General features: G+C 70.9%; 19 protein-coding genes. 8 read left to right on the plus strand and 11 right to left on the minus strand.

From position 1 onward, the window contains the following. Positions 1–109: 109 nt before the first annotated feature. Positions 110–1,291, minus strand: a complete 1,182-nt coding sequence (locus D8Y23_RS10735; RefSeq protein WP_128218136.1) for a glycoside hydrolase family 3 N-terminal domain-containing protein — start codon at positions 1,289–1,291, stop codon at positions 110–112. 69 nt (positions 1,292–1,360) lie between these two features. On the opposite strand from D8Y23_RS10735, the gene D8Y23_RS10740 reads away from it, so the two are divergent. Continuing rightward, entirely contained in the window at positions 1,361–2,107 is a 747-nt protein-coding gene (locus D8Y23_RS10740; RefSeq protein ID WP_128218137.1) for a MerR family transcriptional regulator, read from the plus strand. 7 nt (positions 2,108–2,114) lie between these two features. On the opposite strand, the gene D8Y23_RS10745 is transcribed toward D8Y23_RS10740, so the two are convergent. The 8 genes from D8Y23_RS10745 to D8Y23_RS10780 form a co-directional block, all read right to left on the minus strand. After that, the gene (locus tag D8Y23_RS10745; protein WP_128218138.1) at positions 2,115–3,353 is read right to left on the minus strand and encodes an LCP family protein; all 1,239 of its coding nucleotides are present in this window, start codon (positions 3,351–3,353) and stop codon (positions 2,115–2,117) included. 76 nt (positions 3,354–3,429) lie between these two features. Continuing rightward, entirely contained in the window at positions 3,430–4,599 is a 1,170-nt protein-coding gene (locus tag D8Y23_RS10750; protein ID WP_128218139.1) for an ABC transporter substrate-binding protein, read from the minus strand. Between the two features lie 79 nt (positions 4,600–4,678). Continuing rightward, positions 4,679–5,461, minus strand: a complete 783-nt coding sequence (locus tag D8Y23_RS10755; protein WP_128218140.1) for an ABC transporter permease — start codon at positions 5,459–5,461, stop codon at positions 4,679–4,681. Beyond that, positions 5,458–6,249: an ABC transporter ATP-binding protein gene (locus D8Y23_RS10760; protein WP_128218141.1), complete on the minus strand. Its 792-nt coding sequence runs from the start codon at positions 6,247–6,249 to the stop codon at positions 5,458–5,460. The genes D8Y23_RS10755 and D8Y23_RS10760 overlap by 4 nt, the downstream gene beginning before the upstream one ends. Then, positions 6,246–7,223, minus strand: a complete 978-nt coding sequence (locus D8Y23_RS10765) for an ABC transporter permease (protein ID WP_128218142.1) — start codon at positions 7,221–7,223, stop codon at positions 6,246–6,248. Before D8Y23_RS10765 ends, D8Y23_RS10760 begins: the two co-directional genes overlap by 4 nt. Next, positions 7,220–8,248, minus strand: a complete 1,029-nt coding sequence (locus D8Y23_RS10770; RefSeq protein ID WP_128218143.1) for a TIGR03842 family LLM class F420-dependent oxidoreductase — start codon at positions 8,246–8,248, stop codon at positions 7,220–7,222. Before D8Y23_RS10770 ends, D8Y23_RS10765 begins: the two co-directional genes overlap by 4 nt. A gap of 11 nt (positions 8,249–8,259) precedes the next feature. Next, positions 8,260–9,696 (minus strand): dihydropyrimidinase, encoded by a 1,437-nt coding sequence (gene hydA / locus D8Y23_RS10775; RefSeq protein WP_128218144.1) that lies wholly within the window; start codon positions 9,694–9,696, stop codon positions 8,260–8,262. 1 nt (position 9,697) lies between these two features. Beyond that, positions 9,698–10,546 (minus strand): nitrilase-related carbon-nitrogen hydrolase, encoded by an 849-nt coding sequence (locus D8Y23_RS10780; RefSeq protein WP_128218145.1) that lies wholly within the window; start codon positions 10,544–10,546, stop codon positions 9,698–9,700. A 103-nt stretch (positions 10,547–10,649) separates the two neighbouring features. On the opposite strand from D8Y23_RS10780, the gene D8Y23_RS10785 reads away from it, so the two are divergent. From D8Y23_RS10785 to D8Y23_RS10800, 4 genes are all read left to right on the plus strand, one after another. Beyond that, the gene (locus D8Y23_RS10785) at positions 10,650–12,044 is read left to right on the plus strand and encodes an aminotransferase class I/II-fold pyridoxal phosphate-dependent enzyme (RefSeq protein ID WP_128218146.1); all 1,395 of its coding nucleotides are present in this window, start codon (positions 10,650–10,652) and stop codon (positions 12,042–12,044) included. A 51-nt stretch (positions 12,045–12,095) separates the two neighbouring features. Then, a complete protein-coding gene (locus D8Y23_RS10790; RefSeq protein ID WP_128218147.1) occupies positions 12,096–12,932 on the plus strand; it encodes an aldo/keto reductase in 837 nt (278 codons plus the stop codon). Positions 12,933–12,946: 14 nt separating this feature from the next. Next, positions 12,947–14,764: a thioredoxin domain-containing protein gene (locus D8Y23_RS10795; RefSeq protein WP_128218155.1), complete on the plus strand. Its 1,818-nt coding sequence runs from the start codon at positions 12,947–12,949 to the stop codon at positions 14,762–14,764. Between the two features lie 76 nt (positions 14,765–14,840). Continuing rightward, entirely contained in the window at positions 14,841–15,932 is a 1,092-nt protein-coding gene (locus D8Y23_RS10800; protein ID WP_128218148.1) for a hypothetical protein, read from the plus strand. 33 nt (positions 15,933–15,965) lie between these two features. On the opposite strand, the gene D8Y23_RS10805 is transcribed toward D8Y23_RS10800, so the two are convergent. Next, positions 15,966–16,727, minus strand: coding sequence for an AAA family ATPase (locus tag D8Y23_RS10805; RefSeq protein WP_128218149.1), 762 nt, complete (start codon positions 16,725–16,727; stop codon positions 15,966–15,968). A 4-nt stretch (positions 16,728–16,731) separates the two neighbouring features. Further along, entirely contained in the window at positions 16,732–18,294 is a 1,563-nt protein-coding gene (locus D8Y23_RS10810) for a dolichyl-phosphate-mannose--protein mannosyltransferase (RefSeq protein WP_240663875.1), read from the minus strand. 23 nt (positions 18,295–18,317) lie between these two features. Between D8Y23_RS10810 and rsmI the strand changes: the two genes are divergently transcribed. Genes rsmI through D8Y23_RS10825 form a run of 3 tightly spaced genes read left to right on the plus strand, consistent with a single transcriptional unit; the run spans position 18,318 to position 21,673 of the window. Next, on the plus strand, positions 18,318–19,136 hold the full coding sequence (gene rsmI, locus D8Y23_RS10815) for a 16S rRNA (cytidine(1402)-2'-O)-methyltransferase (protein WP_128218151.1): 819 nt from the start codon (positions 18,318–18,320) through the stop codon (positions 19,134–19,136). A 48-nt stretch (positions 19,137–19,184) separates the two neighbouring features. Next, a complete protein-coding gene (gene metG / locus D8Y23_RS10820) occupies positions 19,185–20,759 on the plus strand; it encodes a methionine--tRNA ligase (RefSeq protein WP_128218152.1) in 1,575 nt (524 codons plus the stop codon). Then, positions 20,756–21,673 carry a TatD family hydrolase gene (locus tag D8Y23_RS10825; RefSeq protein WP_128218153.1) on the plus strand — a complete coding sequence of 306 codons (918 nt, stop codon included), beginning with the start codon at positions 20,756–20,758 and terminating at the stop codon, positions 21,671–21,673. Before metG ends, D8Y23_RS10825 begins: the two co-directional genes overlap by 4 nt. Positions 21,674–21,699 lie beyond the last annotated feature (26 nt).

The following is a 21,699-nucleotide window of genomic DNA, read 5'->3' on the forward strand; positions in this document are numbered from 1 at the left end:
CACGGCGTAGGGAGGCGCACCCCCACACCGATAAACGCCGTTCCTCCGGAGAAACGCTGTGCCGCAGCGTTTCCGGCGAGGAATGGCGTTTATCGGCGGGGGAGGGACGTCAGGGCATCGCGGCCTTGGCCGCAAGGACGCGGGTGGTGGCGGCATCCACCTTCGCGGCGAACGCGGGGTCAGCCTGCGCGCGCGCCAGCACCGCCTGCCGCATCTCGGGGTACACCGAGGGGTCGGCCGAGACGAGCAGCAGGTCCACGCCGGCGTCGATCGCGAGCGTCGCCCGATCGGCGGGCGACCAGGGCTGCACCTGCTGCGCGGCGGAGAGGTCGTCGGTGGTGACGACGCCGTCGAAGCCGACCGTGTCGCGGAGCACGCCGACCACCGTGGGCGAGAACGCCGCTGGCGCGTTCGCGTCGATTCGGGCGTAGACCGCGGTCGAGAGCATCACGATGGCCGGACCCTCCGGGAGGACGGCGGAGTACACCCCCACGTCGGGTCCGTCGGCGGTGACGAAATCGTCGGTCACCCCGGACGAGGTGTCGGTGTTCTCGCCCACGTGCCCGAGCCCGGGGAAGTGCTTCAAGGTCGGCAGCACGCCGCCGTCGCGCAGCCCCTCCGCGAACGCCCCCGCCTTGGCTGCGACGGTGGCTTCGTCGTAGCCGTACTCGCGGTTCAGCTGTCCGATCGGCGGATTGCCCCCGGCGGTGTCGGGGCTCGTCACGATGTCGGCGACGGGCGCGAGGTTCATGTTCACCCCGGCCTCGGCGAGCTGCCGTCCCCAGGTCGCGGCGTTACCGCGCAGGGTGGCATCGTCCTGCTGCCCCTGGTCGTTGGCAGACGGGATGCCATCGAACCCGGGCCCCGACAGCACCTGGACGTCTCCGCCCTCCTGGTCGGTGGCCACCCACAGGCCCGGTTGCCCGGCGGGGACCAGCGAGGTGAAGCCGCGGACGAGGTCGGCGGTCGCCTGCACGCCCGCGCCGGATCGCCCGTGGAGGAAGATGCCGCCGACGTGGTCGTCGCGCACGGCGGCGAGGGTCGTCGGGTCGGCGCCGTTCGCCGAGGTGCCCACCATGAACATCTGACCGACCTTGTCCTCCAGGCTCATACCGGCGAGAGGATCGGGGGTCGGCGTGGGGGTCGGCGTCGGCGTCGGCGTAACCGTCGGTGCGGCGGTCGCGGTGGGGCTCGGTGCCGGTTCGGGCACGCATCCGGTGAGCGCCACCGCGGCGAGCAGAAGCAGGATCGTCGACCGCGTGGCGTTCTTCACCCCCCGATCGTGACGCATCACCCGTCCGGACGCGAGAACGGCGGCGGGGTTGACTCTGCCGCTACGTCAACCGCCAGAGTGGATGCCATGAACGAATGGCCCATCGCCGAGGTCGCCCGCGCGGCCGGGGTGACCAGCCGCACGCTTCGGCACTATGAGAGCGTCGGACTGCTGCACCCGTCCCGTGTCGCCGAGAACGGTTACCGCTTCTACGGCGAGACGGAGATCGCGCGGCTCTACCGGATCCTGGCCTTGCGGGCGATCGACCTGCCGCTGCCCGACATCGCGCGGGCCCTGGCGGACGAGCGCTCGCTGGCGGAGTCCATGCGCGCGCACCTCGCCGCGCTCGAAGAAGCGCGTTCCGCGATGGGACACCGGATCGCGGCGGTGAGGAGCGCCCTCACCGCCCTGGAGGAGGGGAAGACCATGGACATCGAGGACGTGCTCGCGGGGGTCGACGACTCCCGCTGGGAGGGCGAGGTGCGCGAGCGGTGGGGAGATGATGCGTGGGAACGCAGCGCCGCCCGCCGCTCCCGGTTGACTCCGGAGGAGCGGCGCGCTGACGACACGCGCAGCCGCGACGTCAACGCGGCCCTGCGGGAGGCAGCCGAGCGGGGCCTGGCTCCGGATGCCGCGGAGTTCCAGTCGCTCGTCGGCGCCCATCACGCGTGGGTCGGCGAGCAGTGGGGACGCACGCCGGAAGCCGCGGCCTACACGGGTCTGGGCGACCTCTACGTCGCCGACCCGCGATTCGCGGTGGTCTACGGCGGGAGCGAGCGGGCTCGGGTCGTGCGGGACGCGATGGCGGTGTACGCCGCCTCGAACCTCCGCTGACTCGCGCTCAGCCGTTGCCGGCGGAGCACGTCGCCTGCGACGCCTTCGATCCGCTCACGTTGCTCGGCAGTTCGACGACCTCGGGGGCGGCGCCGGCGCCCGTGGCATCCGGGTCCGGGGTGGTCTCGGCCGGCGGCGTCGGTTCCGGCACGGACGGGTCGGCGATCACACCGCCGTTGGCCCCGGCTTCGCCGGTCAGCGCGAGCGGCGCGTTGCTCTCGAGGGCGTCCCACAGCACCGCCGCGGACGCTTCGTCGGGGATCACCCGGTTCGTGTCGTCGGGGTCGTCGACCACGGGGTATTGCACGAACGTGATGTCGTCGAACGGCACGTCCTTGAGCGTGTAAGCGAGCTGGGCGATACGGATGGGGTCGGCGAGGCTCTCGCTGGGCGTGATGTTGTTCACCGCCGTGTTCGCCAGGCCGATGAGAGTGCCGGGGTTCGACAGCACCTCGTCGCTGCGGAGCTTGTTGATCAGTCGCGACAGGTACTGCTGCTGATTGCCGATGCGGGCGAGGTCGCTGCCGTCGCCGATGCCCTTGCGCGTGCGCAGGAACGCCAGGGCGTCGTACCCGGTCACCACACGCGGGCCGGGCTCCCAGTCGATGCCCGCGTCGGGGTCGTCGATGCCCTCGCCGCCGATGCAGACCTCGACGCCGCCGATGGCGTCGGTGATGTTCACGACGTTGCCGAAGCTGACCTTGGCCGCGAACGGGATGCTCAGCCCACTCAGCTCCGACACGGTATCGGCGACGCAGGAGAGTCCGCCGTCCTCGTAGGCGCTGTTGATCGGCGCTTTGAATGCACCCCCGAAGACGGTGCCGTCCGCGGACGCGCACTCCGGGATCGGGATCTGCAGGTCACGGGGGAAGGACACGACCGTGACACGGCGCGGGTTGATCGAGACGTGCACGAGCATGTTGACGTCGTTGCGCGCGCCGTCGTTCTCGGGGTCGGTGCAGCGCTCGCCGAAGGCTTCCCGCACCTGGTCGTCGCACTCGTCGGTACCGACCACGAGGACCGAGAACGCCTGGTCGTACGCGCTGAGAGCAGGCGGCGCAGCGGGCGCGTCTCGGAGCGGGACGGATGCCGCGGACAGACGCTCCGAGAGCGACCAGGCGTAGAAGGCGCCCACGGCGACGGCGGCGACGACCGCCACGGTCAGCACGATCGCGAGGGTCCGGGCTCCGCGGCGCCAGCCCGACACGGGGGCGCGATGCGCGTGCTGAGCGGGGGGCTGCGTCATCCGGGTAGTCAACCACGCCGTTCGTGGAAAGCGATGGAACGCGGGGCGGCCGCAACGCCGACCGCCCCGCGCGCCACTACTGCCCGCCCTCCGTGAGGGTGACCTCGATCGGGGTGTACTCGCCGTCCACGGTGACACCCTCGTCCTCGAGTGCGGCGAGTGCCTCCTCGAGGTAGTCGTTCGAGTACGCCGACGCCGGGGGCTCCGTGGTGATGAGGTTGAGGCCGTCCTGGTTCTTCGCCGCGAGCGCACCCTCGACCGTCTGGTCCCACGCCGCCGAGTCGATGAGCCCGAAGTCTCCGCCGGCCCAGATGAGCTTGTTGACCTCGTTCATCTGCCACAGCTGATGCACGGGGCCCACCGGGAACGCGCTCACGTTCGGAGCGGTCGCGGCGGCGTACGTGATGTCGGCGGCCTCGGTGGGGTTGTCGCGGGCGAACACCCATCCCTTGATGACGGCCTTGAGGAAGCGCGTCGCGGCGTCCGCGTACGCGGGGTCGTCGGACAGGCGCTGGGTGTCGGCCCAGATCGCGTCCTGGAGCATGGCGCCGGCGGTGTCCTCGTACGAGATGACGTTGATGTCGTCCATCGTGTACAGCTCTCCGGTGGCGGGGTCGACCGTCTCGAGCAGCTGCGCCAGCTCGTTGTAGGTCATCGCCTGCGCGGCATCCACGTCCTTGTCGAGGAGGGCGTTCATCGAGAAGTCCTGCGTGGTGATCTGCACGGTGGACGCGTCGAGGCCCTTGTCGGCCATCGCGGCGAAGATCTCCCACTCGTTGCCGAAGCCCCACGAGCCGATGCGCTTGCCCTCGAAGTCGTCGACGCTCGTGATGCCGGAGTCCTTCCACGACACCTGGGTCGTGCCGGACTTCTGGAACACCTGGGCGATGTCGGTGAGTTCGACGCCCTGGTTCTCCATCGTGCCGAGCACCTTGGGCACCCAGGCGACGGCGAAGTCGACGTCGCCGGCGACGAGCGCGTCCTGCGGGACGATGTCGCCGCCGGACGGGATGACCTCTACCTCGTCGAAGCCCTCCTCTTCGAAGTAGCCCTGGTCCAGCGCGACGTAGTACCCGGCGAACTGCGCCTGCGGCAGCCACTGCAGCTGCAGCTTGACCGAGGTCAGTGGAGTGAAGTCGCCGTCGGAGGCGTCGGGCGTGGAACCGCCGGCGCAGGAGGCGAGGGCGAGGGATGCCACGGCGATCCCCGCGACCGCGCTCAGGGCGCGGCGTGTGCTGTGTGTCATGGGAGTCCTTTCGGGTGCGGGTGGTGCGGGTGTGGAGCGGTGGAACCTGTTCTGTCGGGGCGGACGGGAGGGATGCCGGTCAGGCCGGCGGACGCCCCGCGCCGAGCCGCCGGGCGACGACGCGTTCGAGCAGCGAGGTGACGAGGAAGAAGACGAGACCGATCACGATGCCGCCGCCCACGAACGCCCACGCCAGGGCGGCGCGTCCGGACTTGGCGTACGTGGCGATCGCGGTGCCGATCCCGTCCGCGGGCCCGCCGAAGTACTCGGCGACGAGGGCGGAGATCACCGCGAGCGATGCGGCGACCCGGATGCCGGTGAGGAGATACGGCAGCGCCGTGGGGAGGGTGAGGAAGCGGAACGTCTGGCCACCGCTCGCGGCCGTGGCTCGGAAGAGGTCGCGGTGGACCGGTCGTGTCTGCCGCAGCCCGCGGAGGGTGTTGACGAAGACGGGGACGAACGCGGCGATGGCGGCGACCGCTTGCCGCCCGAACTGGCTGGACGCACCGAACATCGTGTTGAGGATCGGTGTGAGGGCCACGATCGGCACCACGGCGAGCGCCGCGACCAGCGGAGCGGTCATGCCGTCCACCGGCCGCCAGGTGGCGGCGAGGGCGGCGAGCGCGACGGCGACGACGGAGCCCGCGATCAGGCCGACGAGGGCGTTGGTGCCGGTGATCGCGGCGGCTTCGAAGATGAGCGGGAAGCGCTGGACGCCTTCGCCGACGATCGCACCCGGGTCGGGGAGCATACGCGGTGCGCTGCCCGAGGCGACGTAGGCGAACCACACGCCGAGCCCGAGGAGTCCGACGGCGACGGGCGCGGCGAACCGCAGCCAGGACGGGAGGCGGGTCGCGGTCATCGTTCGTTCGCCCGTTGCAGGGGAGCGCCGTGGAGCGCTTCGCGCACGGCGGTGACGCGCGTGAAGTACTCGGGCGATTCGCGGAGTGCCTCGTCGCGCGGGCGTCCGGGGCGGGTGTCGATCACCTCGGTGATGCGCCCGGGGCGCGGGCTCATCACGACCACGCGGTCGGAGAGGAACACCGCTTCGGGGATGGAGTGGGTGACGAAGACCACCGCGGCTCCGGTCTCGGCGGCGATGCGAGCGAGTTCGGTCTGCAGCCGCTCGCGGGTCATCTCGTCGAGCGCGCCGAACGGCTCGTCCATCAGCAGCAGCTGCGGGGAGGCGGCGAGCGAGCGGGCGATCGCGACGCGCTGCTGCATGCCGCCGGACAGCTGGTCGGGGTAGCGCCCGACGAAGTCCGAAAGCCCGACGAGCTCGGCGAGTTCGGCGACGCGCGCGTCGCGGCGGGTGCGGCTCCAGCGGTGCAGCTCGAGCGGCAGCGCGATGTTCGCGGCGACCGTGCGCCAGGGCAGCAACCCGGCCTGCTGGAACGCGATGCCGTAGTCCTGGTCGATCCGCGCCTGGCGGGCGGGTTTGCCGAAGATCGCCAGGTCGCCCGTGCTCGGCGAGTCGAGGTCGGCGATGAGGCGGAGCAACGTCGACTTGCCGCACCCGGACGGCCCGATGAGCGAGACGAACTCGCCGGGGGCGACGTCGAGGTCGACCCCGGTGAGGGCGGTCACCTCGCCACCGGTCGAGGGGAACACCTTCCCCACGCCGGCGGCGTGGACGGCGAGTGCGGTCATCGGATCTCCTCTCCGCGACGGAAGCGGTGCAGCGTCACACCGATGAGCGCGACGCCCGCGGCGGCGACGAGCCCGATGGCGACGGTGCCGAACGTCGGTGCCCAGGGGGCCGCCGGGTCGGACGAGGCCTGACCCGCGAGCTGGATGAGCATGCGGCCGATGCCGCCGCGCAGCCCGATCGAGACCTCGGCGACCACGGCGCCGACGACGGCGGACGCGGCCGCGAGTCGGAGGGCGGGCAGCAGGTGCGGCACGGCGGCGGGGAGTCGCAGGTGGAGCAGCGTCGCCCACCAGCCGGCCGCTCCCGCGTGGAACAGGTCGACGTGCAGCGCGTCGGGCGCTTCGAGGCCCCGCAGCATGCCGATCGCGACGGGGAAGAAGGCCAGGTACGAGGCGATCAGCGCCACCGAGAACCACTGCGGCCACGGAAAGACCCCGGCACGGTCGATCTGGCTGCCGAGCGCGTTGACGACGGGGGCGAAGGCGATGAGCGGCACGATCTGGCTCACGACGATCCACGGCAGCAGGCCCCACTCGACGAGCCGCCACCGCTGCATCGCGATGCCCAGGATGCCGCCGACGACGACGCCGATGAGCCACCCCAGCGCCGCGAGTCCCAGGGTCGTCCCCGCCGCCTCGAGCACCGACACGATCAACGGCGGGGTGGTGCCACCGCTCGTCGGCGCGAACATGCGCGCGACCATGTCCCACACGTGCGGCATCGCGCGGTCGTGCGTGCGGGGGAGGAGGATGACGCCCGACCCGGCGGAGCCGTCGCCCCCGACGGTCACGCCCTCGGCGGGTCCGAGCAGCTTGTACAGCTCCCAGATCGCGATCACGGCGACCACCCCGGCGACGCCCCAGCCCACGCGGGCGAGGCCGACACCGCGACGGCCGCGGGAGCGTGGCATCCCACCGCCGTCGTCGGGGACGATCGAGGTCACCGACCCCGGGGCGAGAGCCTGATCGGTCACCGCTTCGCCGTCACCGCGGGAGTGAGGGCGGGGATCACGGTCTCGCCGTAGACCCGCATCGTCTCCTCCTTGTTGTCGTGCTGGAGGTAGCCGGCGAACTGCGTGACGCCCAGCGCCCGCAGCTTCTCGAGCTTGGCGATGTGCTCCTCGGCCGTTCCGAGCACGCAGAACCGCTCGACGATCTCGTCGGGGACGAAGTCGACGTGGTCGTTGCTGCTCTTGCCGTGCGAGTTGTAGTCGTAGCCCGTGCGCCCCGCGATGTAGTCGGTGAGCGCTGCCGGAACGTCGGAGCCCTCGCCGTACTTCGCGACGATGTCGGCCACGTGGTTGCCGACCATGCCGCCGAACCAGCGGCACTGCTCGATCATGTGCGCGCGGCTCTCGGGCGTGTCCTCGCCGATGTACATGGGGGCAGCGACGCAGAACGCGATCTCGTCGGGGTCGCGGCCGACGTTCTCCGCAGCCTGGCGGACCGTGGTGATCATCCACTCGGCGATGTCGACATCGGCGAGCTGCAGGATGAAGCCGTCGCCGACCTCACCCGTGAGCTTGAGCGCCAGCGGACCGTAGGCGGCGACCCACACGTCGAGCGTCGACCCGCGGCTCCACGGGAACTGCAGCGTCGCGCCGTTGTACTCCACGGCGCGGGAGTTGCCGAGTTCGCGGATGACGTGGATCGACTCCCGCAGCGCCGCAAGTGTCGTGGGGCGTCCGTTCGTGACGCGCACCGCCGAGTCGCCGCGGCCGATGCCGCAGATCGTGCGGTTGCCGTACATCTCGTTCAGGGTCGCGAACGTGGATGCCGTGACCGTCCAGTCGCGGGTCGCCGGGTTCGTGACGAACGGCCCGACGGTGACGCGGCGGGTGGCCGCGAGGATCGCCGAGTGGATGACGTAGGGCTCCTGCCACAGCAGGTGCGAGTCGAAGGTCCACACGTGGCTGAAGCCGTGTGCCTCGGCGAGCTGGGAGAGCTGGACCGTGCGGGCAGCGGGCGGGTTGGTCTGCAGGACGACGCCGAAATCCATGGGGTCTCCTTTCAGACCAGGTATTGGCTCAGGCCGCGCTTCAGGAAGCGTCCGTCGCCCTTGGTGCCCAGGTACGCGCCGTCGTCGACGACGACCTTTCCGCGGGAGAGGACGGTGTCGACGTGTCCGTCGATCTCGAAGCCCTCCCACGCGGAGTGGTCCATGTTCATGTGGTGGGTCTTGTCCGCCCCGATGGAGGTGTGCCCGGCGGGGTCGTACACGACGATGTCGGCGTCGGCACCGGGGGCGATGACGCCCTTCGTGCCGTACATGCCGAACATGCGCGCGGGGGTCGTGCTGGTGAGCTCCACCCACCGCTCGAGCGTGATCTGACCGGTGACGACGCCCTGGTACATGAGGTCCATGCGGTGCTCGACGGATCCGATACCGTTCGGGATCGCACGGAAGTCCCCCTGGCCGAGCGTCTTCTGGTCCTTCATGCAGAACGGGCAGTGGTCGGTGGAGACCATCTGGATGTCGTTCGTGCGCAGCGCCTGCCACATGTGGTGCTGGTGGCCCTCGTGCTTCGACCGCAGCGGGGTCGAGCACACCCACTTCGCGCCCTCGAAGTCGCCCCACTCCTCGCTCGACGCGCCCAGCTGATCCTCGAGCGAGAGGTAGAGGTACTGCGGGCACGTCTCACCGAAGACGTTCTGCCCGTTGTCGCGCGCCCACGCGAGCTGTTCGACCGCCTGCTTCGCGCTGACGTGCACGACATACAGCGGCGCACCGGTGAGATGCGACAGCATGATCGCGCGGTGCGTGGCCTCCTCTTCCATCTGCCACGCGCGCGCGACGCCGTGGAAGTAGGGGGAGGTATTGCCCTTGGCGACGAGCTGCTCGGCGAGCACGTCGATGACCGGGCCGTTCTCGGCGTGCATCATCGTCAGGAGCCCGGTGTCCGCCGCCACCTGCATCGCGCGCAGGATCTGCGCGTCGTCGGCGTAGAAGACGCCCGGGTACGCCATGAACATCTTGAAGCTCGAGATGCCCTCGTCGATGAGTCCGGGCAGGGCCGCGAGGGAATCGGCATCCACCCCTCCGACGATCTGGTGGAAGCCGTAGTCGATCGCGCAGTTGCCGGCGGCGAGCTCGTGCCAATGTGCAAGACCGTCCTGCACGCGCTCGCCGGCCCGCTGCACGGCGAAGTCGACGATCGTCGTCGTGCCGCCCCACGCGGCCGCCCGGGTGCCGGTCTCGAACGTGTCGGAGGCGCTCGTGCCGCCGAACGGCAGCTGCATGTGGGTGTGCGCGTCGATCCCGCCCGGGATCACGTACTTGCCCGTGGCATCCACGAGGGAATCGACGGATGCCGCGAGGTCATGTCCGAGCAGTGTCGAGCCGGGCGCGAGGACAGCGGCGATCGTCTCGCCGTCGATGAGGACGTCGGCGGCGGAGCGCCCGGTCGCCGAGACGACCGTTCCGCCTGTGATCAGGGTCGTGGCCATCTCACGCCTCCACGATCTCGCCGTAGGTGTCGGGGCGGCGGTCGCGGTAGAACTGCCAGTCGTCGCGCATCTGCTGCACGAGGTCCATGTCGAGGTCGCGCACGAGGATCTCCTCGTGCTCGGACGAGCCCACCGCGCCGACGTGGTTGCCCCGCGGGTCGATGACCTGGCTCGTGCCGTAGAAGGTGACGGCATCCTCGCCGTACTCGTTGTCCTCGCGGCCCACGCGGTTGGGCTGCAGGACGAAGTAGCCGTTCGCCACGGCGGCACAGGGTCCCTCGACCTCCCACAGGCGGTTCGACAGGCCGGGCTTGGTCGCGTTCGGGTTGAAGACCATGTGGGCGCCGTTGAGCCCCAGTTCCCGCCACCCCTCGGGGAAGTGCCGGTCGTAGCAGATGTACATCCCCACCTTGCCGACGGCGGTGTCGAACACGGGGTACCCGAGGTTGCCGGGGCGGAAGTAGAACTTCTCCCAGAACTTGTCGAGGTGCGGGATGTGGTTCTTGCGGTAGCTGCCGAGGACGCTGCCGTCGGCGTCGACGAGCACCGAGGTGTTGTAGTACACCCCCGTCTGCGCCTCCTCGTAGATGGGGAGGACGGTGACCAGCCCGAGCTCCTTCGCCAGCGCCGCGAACCGCTGGACGATCGGGCCGTCCACCGGCTCGGCGTAGCGGTAGTACTTCTGGTCCTGGGTGATGCCGAAGTAGGGGCCGTAGAACAGCTCCTGGAAGCAGAGGACCTCGGCACCCTGCGCCGCGGCATCGCGCGCGAACTGCTCGTGCTTGTCGAGCATGGATGCCTTGTCACCGGTCCAGGTGGTCTGCGTGATCGCTGCGCGCACCGTTGTCATCGGGATCCCTCGTTCCTCCGGGTCTTCGCCGGTTCTGTTACTGTCACGCCTGAACATTTCTCCACGATTTCCACGCGTGACACCGCCGTAAATTGGGGGCCCGATGATCCCGGCCGACTCGTTCGTCGAGCGCACGCCGGCGGGGCTGGCCGCCGAGATCGCCCGCCTCGTCAGCGACGGAACGGTGGCGCCGGGGGAGCGGCTGCCGACGGTGCGCGACGTCGCGGCGGCGCTCGGGGTGTCGACGGGCACCGTCGCCGCGGCCTGGCGCGCGCTCGCCGACGCCGGCGTCGTGTTCTCCCGCGGCCGCGCCGGCACCTTCGTCCGCGCCGAACGGCGGGAGTGGCTGAGCCCCCGCGTGCAGGGGATGTCCGCCGACCGTGTGCCCGGCGCGCCCCGAGGCCTGGGAACGGGACGCGACATGCCGGCGCTCCGCCTGGACCTGTCGCTGGGCACGCCCGATCCCACGATGCTGCCCTCGATCGAACGAGCGCTGGCGCGCGCTCGCCCGCGCGCCGACACCGGCCGCTACCACGACCTTCCCGTGCTCCCGGATCTTTATGACGTGCTGCGCGAGCAATGGCCGGTCCGCGGCGTCGAGGCCCTCACGGTCGTCGACGGTGCGCTCGACGGCATCTCCCGCACGCTCGATCAGGTGGTCCGCTTCGGCGACCGCGTCGCGGTGGAGTCGCCCGGGTTCCCCTACTTCTTCGACCTCATCGAGGCCGCGGGTGCCGTGCCGATCACCCTCGAGGCCGACGCCGACGGCGTGCTCCCGGCGTCCCTCGCCCGCGCCCTGGCGCTCGGTCCGTCGGCGGTGCTGCTGCAACCGCGCGCGCAGAATCCGACGGGGGTGTCGATGTCGATGGAGCGCGCACGGCGCCTGGCCAACGTTCTGGTGAGCGTGCCGGGCGGCACGCGGGTGACGGTCATCGAGGACGATCATTCCGCGCTCATCGCGAGCGCGCCGCCGGTGACGCTCGCGCTGTGGCTGCCGAGCCAGGTGGTGCACGTGCGCGGCTTCTCCAAGTCGCACGGGCCCGACCTCCGCATCGCGGCGCTGGGCGGCCCGTCCGCGATCGTCGACCGCATCGTCCGCCGCCGCATGCTGGGCCCCGGCTGGACCTCGCGGCTCCTGCAATCCGTGCTGCACGAGCTCCTCACCGACCCGCGGTCCACCGCCCCGGTGCGCACCGCACGCCTGATCTACCGTGACCGCCTGGACCGCCTGGCCGCCGCCCTCCGCCGGCTCGGCATCGATGTCGGCGACCCCGACGGCATCAACCTGTGGATGCCGGTCCGCGACGAACGCGCCGCCGTCGTGCGGGCCGCGGCGGAGGGCATCGGCATCGCCGCGGGATCGCCGTTCGTCATCGACCCGGAGACCGCGGAGCCCCATGCGGGCCGCGTTCGTGTCACGGCCGGGTCGGTCGTCGAGAACCTTCGGCTCGTCGCCGAGGCGCTCGCGCGCGCGGCCGACGCGTCACCGCTGTCGTGACGCGCGTCAACCCCGAAACCGCTGTCGGTGGTCGCTCCTAGGGTGGATCCCATGACTGTTCCCTCTGTCCAGCTCAATGACGGAAACTCCATCCCCCAGCTCGGCTACGGCGTGTTCCTCGTGCCCGCCGACGACGCCGAGCGCGCCGTGTCCGAGGCCCTCGAGGTCGGCTACCGCCACATCGACACCGCCGCGATCTACAAGAACGAAGAGGGCGTCGGCCGCGCCATCGCGTCCAGCGGCATCCCGCGCGACGAGCTCTTCGTCACGACGAAGCTCTGGAACGACCGCCACGACGGCGACGAGCCCCACGCCGCGATCGACGAGAGCCTCGAGAAGCTCGGCCTCGACGCGGTCGACCTCTACCTCATCCACTGGCCGACGCCGAAGAACGACAACTACCTGCACGCCTGGCAGAAGATGATCGAGATCCGGGAGGCGGGCAAGACCCGCTCGATCGGTGTGTCGAACTTCCTCGTCCCGCACCTCGACCGCATCGTCGGCGAGACGGGCGTGACCCCCGTGGTCAACCAGATCGAACTGCACCCGGCGCTCAGCCAGCGTGAGATCCGCCTGTGGGGCGCCGAGCACGGCATGCACATCGAGTCGTGGGGTCCGCTGGGCCAGGGCAAGTACGACCTGTTCGAGCTCCCGGCCGTCGTCGACGCCGCCGATGCCCACGACAAGTCGCCCGCGCAGGCGGTGCTCCGCTGGCACATCCAGCACGGGCTGATCGTGTTCCCGAAGTCGGTGCGCCGCGAGCGCCTGGAAGAGAACTTCGACCTCTTCGACTTCGAGCTCACCGGCGAGGAGATGGCCGCGATCGACGCCATCGACGCGGGCGACGGCTCGGGCCGGGTCGGCACGCACCCCGACGACCTGAACTGACGACGGACGAGACACTGAACCGCCTCGCGAACGCCTCGAGCCCCTACCTGCGGGCCCATGCCGACAACCCCGTCGCGTGGTTCCCATGGGGGCCCGAGGCGTTCGCCGTCGCGGCCGAGCGCGACGTGCCCGTGCTCGTGTCGATCGGTTACAGCACCTGCCACTGGTGCCACGTCATGGCGCGGGAATCGTTCCAGGATGCCGAGACCGCCGCGCTCGTCAACGACGGGTTCGTGGCGATCAAGGTCGACCGCGAAGAGCATCCCGACGTGGACGCGGCGTACCTCGACGCCGCCTCCGCCTTCACCCCGCACCTCGGCTGGCCGTTGACGGCGTTCGCCACGCCCGAGGGGCGCATCTTCTACGCCGGCACCTACTTCCCGCCCGAGCCCCGCGGCCAGCTCCCCTCCTTCCGTCAGGTGCTCGCCGCCGTCCGCGAGGCCTGGACCGAGCGGCGGGGAGAAGTGGATGCCACGGGCTCCTCGCTCCGCGAGGCCCTTGCGTCCGCGGCACCCGCCGCCTCCGACGCCATCCCCGACGCCGACGCTCTGGGGGCGGCCGTCGCCGACGTCGTGTCCCGGGAGGACCGCGAGTTCGGTGGATTCGCCGCGGGCGCGTCGCTCGACTCGCCCAAGTTCCCGAACACCCCTGTGCTGCGGCTGCTGCAGCATCCCGCGCTCACGTCCCTCGTCCCGAACGCCGAGGGCGTGGCATCCCGTGCTCTGGCGGCCATGACGGCGTCGGAGCTGCGCGACCCCGTCGAGGGCGGGTTCTTCCGGTACGCCACACGCCGAGACTGGACCGTGCCCCACTACGAGCGGATGCTCACCGACAACGCCGGGCTCATTGAGGTCGCGCTCGCCGCGGGCGACGACACGACCGCCGCCGAGACCGCTCGTTTCCTCGTCGACGTGCTGCAGCTCCCCTCCGGCGGGATCGCCGCCGCGCAGGACTCCGAGTCGATCATCGACGGTCAGCGCTCCGAGGGCGGGTACTACCGCACCGCCGATCGCGCCGATCTCGCGCCGCCGGCCCTGGACGCCAAGGTCGTGACCGGCTGGAACGGCCACGCGATCGCGGCGCTCGCCGCCGCGGGCGCCCGCACCGACCCGCGGTTGGTGGAGGCCGCTCGCTGGGCCGCTGACACGGTGCTCGAGAACAACGTCACCGACGACGGCACACTGCGCCGCGCCTCGCTCGACGAGATCCGCTCGTCCGCGCCCGCGACGCTGGAGGACTACGGCGGCCTCGCCCGCGGCCTCCTCGCCCTCGCGCGCGTCACCGGCGAGGTGGCCTACGCCGACCGCGCCCGCGCGCTGGTCGACGCGTGTCTCGGCGCCGATGGCATCCATCCGCCCGGGGGCGGTGACCCCGTGCTCGCGGTGCAGGGGATGCAGCCGCAGGGAGTCCCGAGCGATGGGGCAGCGCCGTCCGGACCGTCGGCGTTCGCGGCCGCCGCGCTTGATCTCTGGCGCCTCGGTGCGGGCGAGCGCTATCGCGAGGCGGCGGAAGCTCTGGTGCGAGCCGCGGCCCCCGCCGCCCTCGCGGCCCCGCTCGCGTACGGCGCGATCCTCGACGTCGCCCTCGGTCTCGCGACGCCGCCGCGTCAGGTGGTCGTGGTGGGCGAGACGGATGCCGCTCTCGCTGACGCCGCGCGGCGGGTCGCGGCCGACGTCGTCGCGGTGGTGACCGCCGGGCAGGCCGAGGACTTCGCCCGCGCCGGCTTCGAGCTGTTCGAGGGCAAGGTCTCCCGCGGCGGCGAGGCGACAGCGTACGACTGCCGGGCGTTCACGTGCGCCCTGCCGACGACGGATCCCGCGGCGCTGGTCTGAGCCGCGATCGGCTCTGGTCGGAACGAGTCGGCTCGGCCAGGATGTGAGGCATCCGATTGCTCGAGGAGGAGCGCCGATGTCCGCCCACCCCATTCCCGACACCCCCGAGATCCGCGCCCGGATGGATGCCGCTCAGCTCGAGGGCATGACCGCGCTCGGCCTGCACGGCCGCGATGTCCAACCGTGGGAGGACGGGTATCGCGCCGCGGAGGCCGCCGAATCGACGTTCGAGTGGTGGTACTTCGACTGCCAGTTCGATGACGGCTCGACCCTCGTCGTGACGTTCTCGAACAAGCCCCACACCGATCCCGGCGGCCCGCTCGCCCCGACGGTGCTCGTCATCCGCCAGCACGCCGACGGAACGCGGACGCACGTGGAGCCCGTCTTCCCGGCTTCCACGTTCTCGGCGGCGACGGACCACTGCGACGTCCGGATCGGCCCGAACACCGTCACGGGCGATCTCGACACTTATCGCCTGCACCTCGATGTCGAGGGACTGTCCGCCGAGGTCACGATCCGGCGCGCGGCACCCTCCTGGCGGCCGGGCGCGGGCATCACGTTCTTCGACGCCGCGAAATCGCACTACCTGGCGTGGGTCGTCCCGGTGCCGTACGGCACCGTGGAGGCGACCATCACGGAGGGTGGTGAGACCGTGACCCTCGCGGGCACGGCCTACCACGACCACAACTGGGGGAACCACCTCATGGGGTCGTTCCTCGACCACTGGTTCTGGGGTCGAGCCCATATCGGCGACTACACACTGGTGTACGTCCAGATGACCACGAAGGGTCTGTTCGGGCTGGGCCAGATCCAGATCCCGACGTTCTACCTCGCGCGCGGCGAAGAGATCCTCACCGACGACCTGCTTCCCCTGCGCCTGTCCACGAGCGGAGAGGTCGAGGGTCCGGGAGAGCAGACCTACCCCACGCGCCTGGACTGGACGTGGGAGCGCGGCGACGACCGGATCTCCTTCACGGTGACCGAACCCCGGCTCATCGAGGCGCTCGACATGCGCCCGCGCCGCACGCCGCTGTCGGCCGTGCTGCACGCCAGTGAACACCCCGAGTACTACGACTTCACCGCCGACGCCGACCTCGACATCCGCCTCGGCGGCCTCGTCGATCACGTCCGCGGCCGCACTCTCTACGAGAAGATGATGTTCCGCTGAGGCGGGGGCCGCGTCCGCTCGGCGAGTGCTCCGTCAGTCCAGCAAGTGCCGCAGGTATCGGCCGGGCGACTCCAGGAACCCGCGGTGGAGTCGCACGATCTCGAGGTCCTCCCACGTGCTCTCGCGGATGCCCCATTCGCCGAGCTCGAGGATGGTCGCGCCGGGAAGGGCAGCGAGCACGGGGGAGTGCGTCGCGCAGATGACCTGCGTGCCGCGCGAGCGCATCCGGTCGAGGGAGGCCAACCACCGCAGGGTCGACGAGAACGACAGCGCCGCCTCGGGCTCGTCGAGGCACGCCAGCCCGGCGACGTAGTGGGGATGGTCGAGCGCTTCGTCGAGCAGGGCGTTGAACGATTCGCCGTGGCTCATCGGGTGCAGGCTCGGCGGGGCGTCGGGCAGATCGTCGCGCCAGGAGTAGTAGCCGTGCATGGTTTCGGCGCGCAGGAAGAACCCGAAGCGGGGCGCCCGGGGACTCCGCTCCAGGCGCAGCCACTCGCCGAGCGGGCTCTCGGTGCGGCGGGTCTGCCCGCCCCCGTTCGTCGATCCGCCCTCGGCGGGCAGCCCGTAGGCCTCCGCGATGCCCTCGATGAGCGTGGACTTGCCTGAGCCGTTCTCGCCGACGAGGAACGTCACTCCCGGCCCGAACTCCCAGCCGTCGCGGTCCGCGATCTCGAGGAACTGCGCGACGGCGGGGATGTTCGCCGGCCACCGGTCGGGAACGATCGCGGCGTCGTCGAACAGCCGCACCCGCTGCACAGGACGCGGATCGTGGAGCCACTCGTCGCCGCGGCCCACGGGGTCAGATCCAGGTCGGCAGCCAGTTGTGCAGGCGCCAGAACTCGTAGGGCACGGGGAGCCCCGTCCACACCGGGTACCAGAACGCCGAGAGCAGCACGGACGCAGCGAGGAAGACCGTGACCCACGCCTGGCCGCTCGCGCGCGTCATCGAACCCGGTCCGCGCGCGAGGTCACGGAGCGCGAAGGTGAGCGCCAGCACGAGGAACGGAACCATCGCGACCGTGTAGAACTGGAAGATCGTGCGCTCGGGGTACAGCAGCCACGGCACGTAGACCGCGGCGAGTCCCGTGAGCACGAGCGCGTACCGGCCGTCGCGGACGAGCACGAACCGCACCAGCAGGTAGACGGCGGCGGCGATGCCCGCCCACCACAGCAGCGGGTTGTCGATGCTCGAGATCGCCTCGGTGCAGCCGCCGGGGAGCTGGCATCCGTTCTGCCCGAACTCGTCCTGATGCCAGTACATCGACGTCGGGCGGATCAGCAGCGGCCATTGCCACGCGGGACTCGCGTAGGCGTGCGGCGTCGACAGACCGACGTGGAACGCGTACATCGACTCGTGGTACTGCCAGAGGTTCTGCAGCGGGAGCGGAACCCACGACCACACCCCGGCGGCGGGCGCGGCGTCGACGGCGTGGCGGCTGTAGCCGCCGTCGGTGAACAGCCACCCCGACCAGCTCGCGAGGTACACGACCGCGGCGACCGGGACGAGGAGCACGAACGACACGAGGCCCTGCCGGACCCCGTCCATCGGCCACTGCACGATGCCGGCGCGACGGCGGGCGAGGGCGTCGGTGACGACGACGTACAGTCCGATCGCGGCGATGACGTACAGCCCCGACCACTTCACGGCCGTGGCCGCGCCGGCGGCGACCCCGGCGGCGACGAGCCACGGGCGGTTCCAGAACACCGGCCCCCACGTCGTCTCGCGGGATTCGCGTGCGGCCCAGCGGGCGAGCGCCGCGCGGCGGTCCAGCGCCACGAACCACAGCGCCAGCACGACGAAGAACGTCAGGAACGTGTCCAGCAGCGACACCCGGCTCAGCACGATGCCGAGGCCGTCGATCGCCAGGAGACCGGATGCCACGGACGCGAAGACGAGGGACCCGGTGAGCGTTCTCGGCAAGAGGTACACCGCGAGCACGGTGGCCGTGCCGAACACGACCGCGGCGATCCGCCACCCGGTCGCGGAGTCCGCACCGAACAGCGCCATCCCCGCGCCGATGAACAGGCGTCCGAGCGGGGGGTGTACGACGTAGCTGCCGACCCCCGTGAACGCGTCCGTGTCGCCGGTGATGAAGCGCTCGTCGGCGCCCTCGGGCCACGTCGACGGGAAACCGAGCAGCCACTGGCTCCACGAGTCCTTGACGTAATACGTCTCGTCGAAGATCAACTGGTGCGGGTCGCCGACGTTCACCAGACGCAGCACGAAGGCGATCAAGGTGATCACCGCCGGCGCCAGCCAGCGCCACACGCGGGCGCGGCGCGGATCGGCGAGGAGCAGATCGCGCCAGCGGTCGAAGCGCGTCCGTTCGTCTGCGGGGATCAGCGAGGGGACGGCGGTCACGGCCCCCAGCATAAGGTGGGGCGGTGATCATCCTCGCGGCGACCCCCATCGGCAACCTGGGCGACGCGTCGCGGCGCCTGGTCGAGGCGCTCGAGAACGCGACGGTCGTCGCGGCCGAGGACACCCGCACGACGCAACGGCTCCTCGCCGGTCTCGGCGTCGCGAACCGGCCGCGACTCGTCGCGCTGCACGACCACAACGAGAAGGAGCGTGCGGCCGAACTGGTCGAGCTGGCCCGCGAGGACGACCTGCTCGTGCTGAGCGACGCCGGGATGCCGACGGTCAGCGACCCCGGCTACGGTCTCGTCGCGGCGGCGGCCGCCGCGGGTGTGACCGTCACCGCCCTCCCCGGTCCGAGCGCCGTTATCACCGCTCTGGCCGTCGCGGGACTTCCGACCGATCGATTCGCGTTCGAGGGCTTCCCGCGCCGCAAGCCCGGCGATCGCCGCCGGGCCTTCGCCGATCTCGCCGCCGAGACGCGCACCCTGGTGTTCTTCGAGTCGCCGTCGCGGCTGGCATCCACTCTCGACGACCTCGCGGCCGCGTTCGGAGCCGACCGTCCCGCCGCGGTGTGCCGCGAGCTGACGAAGCTGCACGAGGAGGTGCGCCGCGGCACGCTCGCCGAGCTCGCTTCGTGGGCGGCCGAGGGCGTGCGCGGCGAGATCGCGATCGTCGTCGGCGGTGCGTCGGCGCGAGTAGTGGCGTTCCCGGATGCCGTGACCCAGGTGCTCGAGATCGTCCGCGGCGGCACGCGGCTCAAGGAGGCCGCGGCCGAGGTCGCGTCGCAGACCGGGCACTCCTCGCGCGAGCTGTACCAGGCCGCGCTCGCAGTGAAGGGCTGACGCCGACACACGGCCGGGCGGGTCGGCGGCCCCCCGTAGAATCCTGAGGTGACTTCCGGCCGATCCTTCTACATCACCACGCCGATCTACTACCCGAGCGACGTGCCTCACATCGGGCACGGCTACACGACGGTGGCGGTGGACGCGCTCGCGCGGTGGCACCGGCAGTCCGGTGACGACACCTGGATGCTCACGGGCACCGACGAGCACGGCCAGAAGATGATGCGCGCCGCCGCGGCGAACGGCCACACGCCGCAGGAGTGGGTCGACAAGCTCGTCAGCGAGTCGTGGTTCCCGCTGCTGACGACGCTCGACGTCGCCAACGACGACTTCATCCGCACGAGCCAGCCGCGCCACGAGGAGCGGGTCGAGAAGTTCGTGCAGGCGCTCTACGACCGCGGCTACATCTACGCGGGCGAGTTCGAGGCGCTGTACTGCGTCGGCTGCGAGGAGTTCAAGACCGAGGCCGAGATCGTCGACGGCGAGGGGCCGTTCGAAGGTCTGAAAGTCTGCGCGATCCACTCCAAGCCCCTCGAGCTGCTGCAGGAGAAGAACTACTTCTTCAAGCTCAGCGAGTTCCAGCAGCCGCTGCTCGAGCTCTATCGTTCGGTTCCCGATTTCGTCCGCCCCGATTCCGCCCGCAACGAGGTCGTGTCGTTCGTCAAGAACGGTCTGAAGGACCTTTCGATCTCCCGCTCGACGTTCGACTGGGGCATCCAGGTTCCCTGGGACGACTCGCACGTCATCTACGTGTGGGTCGACGCGCTGCTGAACTACGCCACCGCGGTCGGCTACGGCAACGACCCCGAAGAGTTCGCGCGCCGCTGGCCCGCGTACCACGTCGTCGGGAAAGACATCCTGCGTTTCCACGCCGTGATCTGGCCCGCGATGCTGATGGCGGCGGGGCTCGAGGTGCCCCGCGGCGTCTTCGCGCACGGCTGGCTGCTCGTCGGCGGCGAGAAGATGTCCAAGTCCAAGCTCACCGGTATCGCCCCGACCGAGATCACCGACGTCTTCGGCTCCGACGCGTACCGCTTCTACTTCCTTTCCGCGATCGCTTTCGGTCAGGACGGGTCGTTCTCGTGGGAAGACCTGTCCGCCCGTTACCAGGCCGAACTCGCCAACGGCTTCGGCAACCTGGCATCCCGGTCGATCGCGATGATCGAGCGGTATTTCGAGGGGATCGTGCCGCCGGCGGGTCAGTACACGGAGGCCGACCGCGCGATCCAGAAGACCGTGGCGGATGCCGCGAGCAACGCCGACGCGGCGATGGAGCGGTTCCGCATCGACGAGGCGATCGACGCCGTCTGGACGATCGTCGACGCGCTCAACCAGTACATCACCGAGAACGAACCGTGGGCCCTGGCCAAGGACGACGCCCAGCGCGAGCGCCTGGGCACGGTGCTCTACACCGCGGCGGAGGGCCTGCGCGCCCTCGCCGTGCTGCTGTCGCCGGTCATGCCGGTCTCGACCGAGAAACTGTGGATCGCGCTCGGCACGGCTGAGAGCGTCGGCCGGCTGCAGGATCAGCCGCTCCGGGAAGCGGGAGCCTGGGGCGTCCTGCGTCCGGGCACGTCCGTGAACGGGCTGTCGCCGCTGTTCCCGCGCGTCGAGCAGGCATGAGCGAGCCCGTCGAGCGTCCCCGCGGCACGATCGAGGGCGGCGACCCGAGCCAGTACGTGCGCGAGCGGTCGGTCGACGGACGACGTGATGTGAGCTACCCGCCCGCACCCGAGCCGCTGGGCGTGCCCGTCTACGACAACCACACGCACCTCGAGATCGAGGACGGCGAGACCGGTCTGTCGCTCGACGAGCAGCTCGAGCGGGCGCTGGCCGTGGGCGTGCACGGGGTCGTCCAGGCCGGGGGAGACGTCGACTCGTCGCGCTGGTCCGCGTGGGCCGCAGCGACCCATCCGCGCGTTCTCGCGGCGGTCGCGATCCACCCGAACGAGGCGCCCGCGTACGCCGCGTCGGGCGAGTTGGATGCCGCCATCGCGGTCATCGACGAGCTCGCGGCCGAACCGCGGGTGCGGGCGATCGGTGAGACGGGCCTCGACTTCTTCCGGACCGAGGCCGATGGCATCCCGGCCCAGATGCAGTCCTTCGAGGCGCACATCGCGCTGGCGAAGAAGCACGGCATCGCGATGCAGATCCACGACCGCGACGCCCACGACGCCGTGCTCGAGACGCTGGAGCGCGTCGGCGCCCCCGAGAAGACGGTGTTCCACTGCTTCTCCGGCGATGCCGATATGGCGCGTATCGCCGCCGACCGCGGGTACTACCTCTCGTTCGCGGGCAACGTCACGTTCAAGAACGCGCAGAACCTGCGCGACGCCCTCGCCGTGACCCCGCGCGAGCGGATCCTCGTCGAGACCGACGCGCCGTTCCTGACGCCCGTGCCGTACCGCGGCCGTCCGAACGCGCCGTACCTGATCCCGGTGACGCTCCGCTTCCTGGCCGACGAGCTGGGGATGGATGCCGACGAGCTCGCCGCCCGGGTCGCGGCCAACACGCTCGAGGTCTACGGCGAGTTCTGACCCCGGCGGACACGACGAAGGCCGGC

This window comes from Microbacterium enclense (genome assembly GCF_004022425.1).
Lineage (GTDB): Bacteria > Actinomycetota > Actinomycetes > Actinomycetales > Microbacteriaceae > Microbacterium > Microbacterium enclense_A.

Bases quoted from the DNA above. Each gene is read 5' to 3' on its own strand.
- D8Y23_RS10735 (WP_128218136.1), bottom strand. From the start codon at position 1,291: ATGCGTCACGATCGGGGGGTGAAGAACGCCACGCGGTCGACGATCCTG.
- D8Y23_RS10740 (WP_128218137.1), top strand. From the start codon at position 1,361: ATGAACGAATGGCCCATCGCCGAGGTCGCCCGCGCGGCCGGGGTGACC.
- D8Y23_RS10745 (WP_128218138.1), bottom strand. From the start codon at position 3,353: ATGACGCAGCCCCCCGCTCAGCACGCGCATCGCGCCCCCGTGTCGGGC.
- D8Y23_RS10750 (WP_128218139.1), bottom strand. From the start codon at position 4,599: ATGACACACAGCACACGCCGCGCCCTGAGCGCGGTCGCGGGGATCGCC.
- D8Y23_RS10755 (WP_128218140.1), bottom strand. From the start codon at position 5,461: ATGACCGCGACCCGCCTCCCGTCCTGGCTGCGGTTCGCCGCGCCCGTC.
- D8Y23_RS10760 (WP_128218141.1), bottom strand. From the start codon at position 6,249: ATGACCGCACTCGCCGTCCACGCCGCCGGCGTGGGGAAGGTGTTCCCC.
- D8Y23_RS10770 (WP_128218143.1), bottom strand. From the start codon at position 8,248: ATGGATTTCGGCGTCGTCCTGCAGACCAACCCGCCCGCTGCCCGCACG.
- hydA (WP_128218144.1), bottom strand. From the start codon at position 9,696: ATGGCCACGACCCTGATCACAGGCGGAACGGTCGTCTCGGCGACCGGG.
- D8Y23_RS10780 (WP_128218145.1), bottom strand. From the start codon at position 10,546: ATGACAACGGTGCGCGCAGCGATCACGCAGACCACCTGGACCGGTGAC.
- D8Y23_RS10785 (WP_128218146.1), top strand. From the start codon at position 10,650: ATGATCCCGGCCGACTCGTTCGTCGAGCGCACGCCGGCGGGGCTGGCC.
- D8Y23_RS10790 (WP_128218147.1), top strand. From the start codon at position 12,096: ATGACTGTTCCCTCTGTCCAGCTCAATGACGGAAACTCCATCCCCCAG.
- D8Y23_RS10800 (WP_128218148.1), top strand. From the start codon at position 14,841: ATGTCCGCCCACCCCATTCCCGACACCCCCGAGATCCGCGCCCGGATG.
- D8Y23_RS10825 (WP_128218153.1), top strand. From the start codon at position 20,756: ATGAGCGAGCCCGTCGAGCGTCCCCGCGGCACGATCGAGGGCGGCGAC.